This is a genomic window from Allostella sp. (assembly GCF_041913585.1).
Lineage (GTDB): Bacteria > Pseudomonadota > Alphaproteobacteria > ATCC43930 > Allostellaceae > Allostella.
On record NZ_JAYSFE010000235.1, the window covers coordinates 1 to 3,415 of the forward strand.

The window sequence follows — 3,415 nt, forward strand, 5'->3', positions numbered from 1 at the left end:
GCGCGCCGACGAAGGTGGCTGCAGCGTGCGCGAGACCCTGTTCCTGTCGCGCCCGGCCGGCCCGGCGCTGCTGGCGAGCGCTGGCGACGCGCTGGGCTGCAGCCTTCAGGGGCCGGCCCGCCGCCTCTTCCTGCAGGCCAAGGCGATCGAGATCCTGTCCCACATGGTGGCGCTCGCCGAATCTCCCGTCCCGGAGCTGCCGGCGCGCGACCGCCGGCTCGTCGAAGCCGCCGCCCGGCTGGTCCGCGACCGCTTCCAGGAACCCTGGACGATCGCTTCGCTCGCCCGCGCCGTCGGCCTCAACGAACGCAAGCTGAAGGAGGGCTTCCGGCACGTCGTCGGCCGCACCGTCCACTCGCACCTGGAAGCCGTGCGCCTCGCCGCGGCGGCTGTGATGATCCGGGACGGGATGGCGGTGACGGAGGTGGCGCTCGCCGTCGGCTATGCCAGCCCCAGCCACTTCGCCAAGGTCTTCCGCCGCCGCCATGGCTGCCCGCCGCGGCACTGGCCGCGCGAGGGCGAGCCGGCGGCGCCTATCGCTGGCGGTTGAACAGGTTCATCGGCAGCGGCATGCGGCGGTAGCCGGCCGGGACCGTCAGCAGGGCGTGGTCGACCGCGCCGACGCGCAGGTTGCGCAGTTCCTGATGGACGCGGGTCACCTTGCCTTCGCGCCGCACCTCGAGGTCCGCGCGCACCATGATGTTCCCGTTCGCCACCCAGGCGTGGCCGGTGATGCGGTCGCCGCGGCCGTTGGTGCCGTCGACCCGGTGCTTGCGGGCGCCGGTTCCGCCCACCGGCTCGGTGCCGAGCGGCCGCGTCTTCCAGCGCAGCCGGAAGAGCTCGCCAACGCCCGGCACCAGCGAGATGTCGGCGTCCATCGCCACCCGCTGATCGGGAAGGAGCAGGCTGGCGTGCCGCGACCGCTGGTCGATCAGGACGATCCGGCGGATGCCCTGGGTCACCATCTCGCGCCGCTCCAGCGGGCCGCTGGCGACGACGCGCATGTCGTAGCTGCGCCGGCCCAGGGTCACCGTCGCATCCGCCGTGTAGGAGACCTCGGGCGGGCCGAAGGGCCCATAGCCCTGCGCGGCCGCCGGCGCCACCGCGGCCAGGACGAGAAGGGCGAACGCCAGCAGCCGGCCCGCCACGGCAATCACCCCCGGCATGGCGATCACAGGCGCCGCGTCGGCGCCTGGCCGCCCGCCGGCATCGGCACCTTCTGGTAGCCGGCCGGCACCTGGAACAGGGCGGGATCGACCGGCCCGATGCGCAGGTTGCTCAGCTCCTGGACGATCCGCACCGTCTGCCCCTCCTCGGTGACATCGAGCGACGACTTCACGGGAATCCTCTCGTCGGTGAGCCAGACCTCGCCGACGACGCGCGCGCCGTCCGCGCCGCGGCCGTCGACATGGTGGCGGGTGACGGTGCGGCCGCCCAGTTCCTCCCGGCCCAGTTCGCGCGTTTCCCATTTCGTCTCGGCCATCGGTCCGCCGGTCGCATCCATGTCGACCTCCATCGCCACCTTCTGCTCGACGATCAGCATCGTCGCCCGCTTGGCGTCGTGGTCGATCAGCATCACCTGCCGCAGGTCGCCGTCGCGGATCTCGCGGCGTTCGCGGGCACCGTCGGCGTGGATGCGGGCGGTGACCGTGCGCCCGTCGGCGGTGATGCGGCTGTCGGCGGCATAGGGCGCGGTCGGCAGGCCGAACGGCCCGATCTCGGCCGCCCAGGACGCCGCCGGGGCCGCCAGCAGGGCGGCGAGCGCGAGGAGCGCACGCAGGGACATGGAATCCTCCTCCGGGAAAGGGCCGGTGCGTCGAGACTAGCGGACGATTCGGGGCGAAGTGATGGCGTCGTGGCCGTGCCGTCCCCTATCCTGGACGTCGCACCCGAACCCCCGCGAATCACGAGGACCACCCCATGGCCGGAGCCATCGAAGCGCGTCTCGCCGCCCTCGGCATCGAACTGCCCCAGGCGGCCGCACCCGCCGCCAACTACGTGCCGACGACGATGTTCGGCGGCGTCCTCTACGTCGCCGGCCAGATCCCGATGTGGAACGGCGAGCGCCGCTTCCTCGGCACGCTCGGCGCCGGCGTCGCGATCGCCGACGGCCAGGCGGCGGCCCGGCTCTGCGCCCTCAACATCATCGCCCAGGCCAAGCGGGCGCTGGGCGACCTCGACCGCATCACCCAGATCCTGCGCCTCGGCGGTTTCGTCGCCTCGACCGCCGCCTTCGGCGACCAGCCGCAGGTCGTCAACGGCGCCTCCGACCTGATGGTCGAGGTGTTCGGCGACAAGGGGCGTCACGCCCGCGCCGCGGTCGGCGTCTCGGCCCTGCCCTTCGGGGTCGCGGTCGAGGTCGAAGCCACCATCGCCTACGCCTGACCGGAGGCCGGCCCCATGGCCCATGTCACCCTGGAACGCCTGCACGAGGTCGGCCGGCATTTCGCACGCCGCGACATCGAGGGGATCGTCGGCTGCTTCGCCCCCGACGGCGAGTTCCGCAACGCCGTCGGCCCCGACGTCTGGGGCGAGACCTACCGCGGCCACGACGCCATCCGCGCCTTCTTCACCGGCCTCTTCCAGCGCAGCCCCGACGTCCGCTGGGACCACACGGCCGAGTACGTCGCGGGCGACCGCGGCGTCACCGAGTGGCGCCGCACCGCCACGCTCGCCTCGGGCGAGCGCCAGGAATGGCTGGGCTGCGACCTCTACACCTTCCGCGACGGGCTCGTCGTGCGGAAGGACACCTACATCAAGGTGGTCCGCTGACCGGCGCGCCCCTCCCGTCGCGCCGGACGCCGGCGCGGGTGCGCGTGCTGGAACGGATCGGCGACGTCCCCGCCGCCGCCTGGGATGCCTGCGCCGGACCCGACAATCCCTTCCTGGCACACGCCTTCCTGGCAGCGCTGGAGGAATCCCGCTCGGTCGCGCCCGACACGGGCTGGCTGCCGCGCCACGTCCTCGTGGAGGATGCCGCCGGCACCGTGATCGGCGCCGCGCCGACCTATCTCAAGGGCCATTCCTACGGCGAGTACGTCTTCGACCACGGCTGGGCCCACGCCTACGAGCGGGCGGGCGGGCGCTACTACCCGAAGCTGCTGGTTGCGGTGCCCTTCACCCCGGTCCCGGGCCATCGGCTGCTGCTGCATCCGGAGGCGGCGCCGGAGGTGCGGCAGCAACTGATCCAGACGCTGATCGAGATCGCCCGGCAGGCCGACCTCTCCTCGATCCACGTCAACTTCGCCACCGCCGAGGAGAGCGAAGCCCTGGTCGAGGCCGGCTTTCTGCCGCGCATCGGCCAGCAGTTCCACTGGGAGAACCGCGGCTACCGCAGCTTCGACGACTTCCTGGCCGAGCTGTCGTCGCGCAAGCGCAAGCAGGTGCGCCGCGAGCGCGAAGGCGCGCTGGCCGA

General features: G+C 72.9%; 6 protein-coding genes. 4 read left to right on the plus strand and 2 right to left on the minus strand.

The window, feature by feature from the left end:
- A partial coding sequence (locus tag ACE3Q3_RS23525) for a helix-turn-helix transcriptional regulator (protein ID WP_374450157.1) occupies positions 1-550 on the plus strand: 550 nt, incomplete at its 5' end.
- Here ACE3Q3_RS23525 and ACE3Q3_RS23530 read toward each other — a convergent pair.
- Complete coding sequence (locus ACE3Q3_RS23530; RefSeq protein ID WP_374450159.1) at positions 534-1,175, minus strand: hypothetical protein; 642 nt, start codon at positions 1,173-1,175, stop codon at positions 534-536. The two genes, ACE3Q3_RS23525 and ACE3Q3_RS23530, sit on opposite strands and share 17 nt — an antisense overlap.
- Complete coding sequence (locus ACE3Q3_RS23535; protein ID WP_374450161.1) at positions 1,172-1,786, minus strand: hypothetical protein; 615 nt, start codon at positions 1,784-1,786, stop codon at positions 1,172-1,174. Before ACE3Q3_RS23535 ends, ACE3Q3_RS23530 begins: the two co-directional genes overlap by 4 nt.
- Before the next feature lie 134 nt (positions 1,787-1,920).
- Between ACE3Q3_RS23535 and ACE3Q3_RS23540 the strand changes: the two genes are divergently transcribed.
- The 3 genes from ACE3Q3_RS23540 to ACE3Q3_RS23550 form a co-directional block, all read left to right on the plus strand.
- Positions 1,921-2,385: a RidA family protein gene (locus tag ACE3Q3_RS23540; RefSeq protein ID WP_374450163.1), complete on the plus strand. Its 465-nt coding sequence runs from the start codon at positions 1,921-1,923 to the stop codon at positions 2,383-2,385.
- Between the two features lie 15 nt (positions 2,386-2,400).
- A complete protein-coding gene (locus ACE3Q3_RS23545) occupies positions 2,401-2,772 on the plus strand; it encodes a nuclear transport factor 2 family protein (RefSeq protein ID WP_374450165.1) in 372 nt (123 codons plus the stop codon).
- 38 nt (positions 2,773-2,810) lie between these two features.
- Positions 2,811-3,415 (plus strand): peptidogalycan biosysnthesis protein (locus ACE3Q3_RS23550; RefSeq protein ID WP_374450167.1); only part of this gene is annotated, 605 nt, incomplete at its 3' end.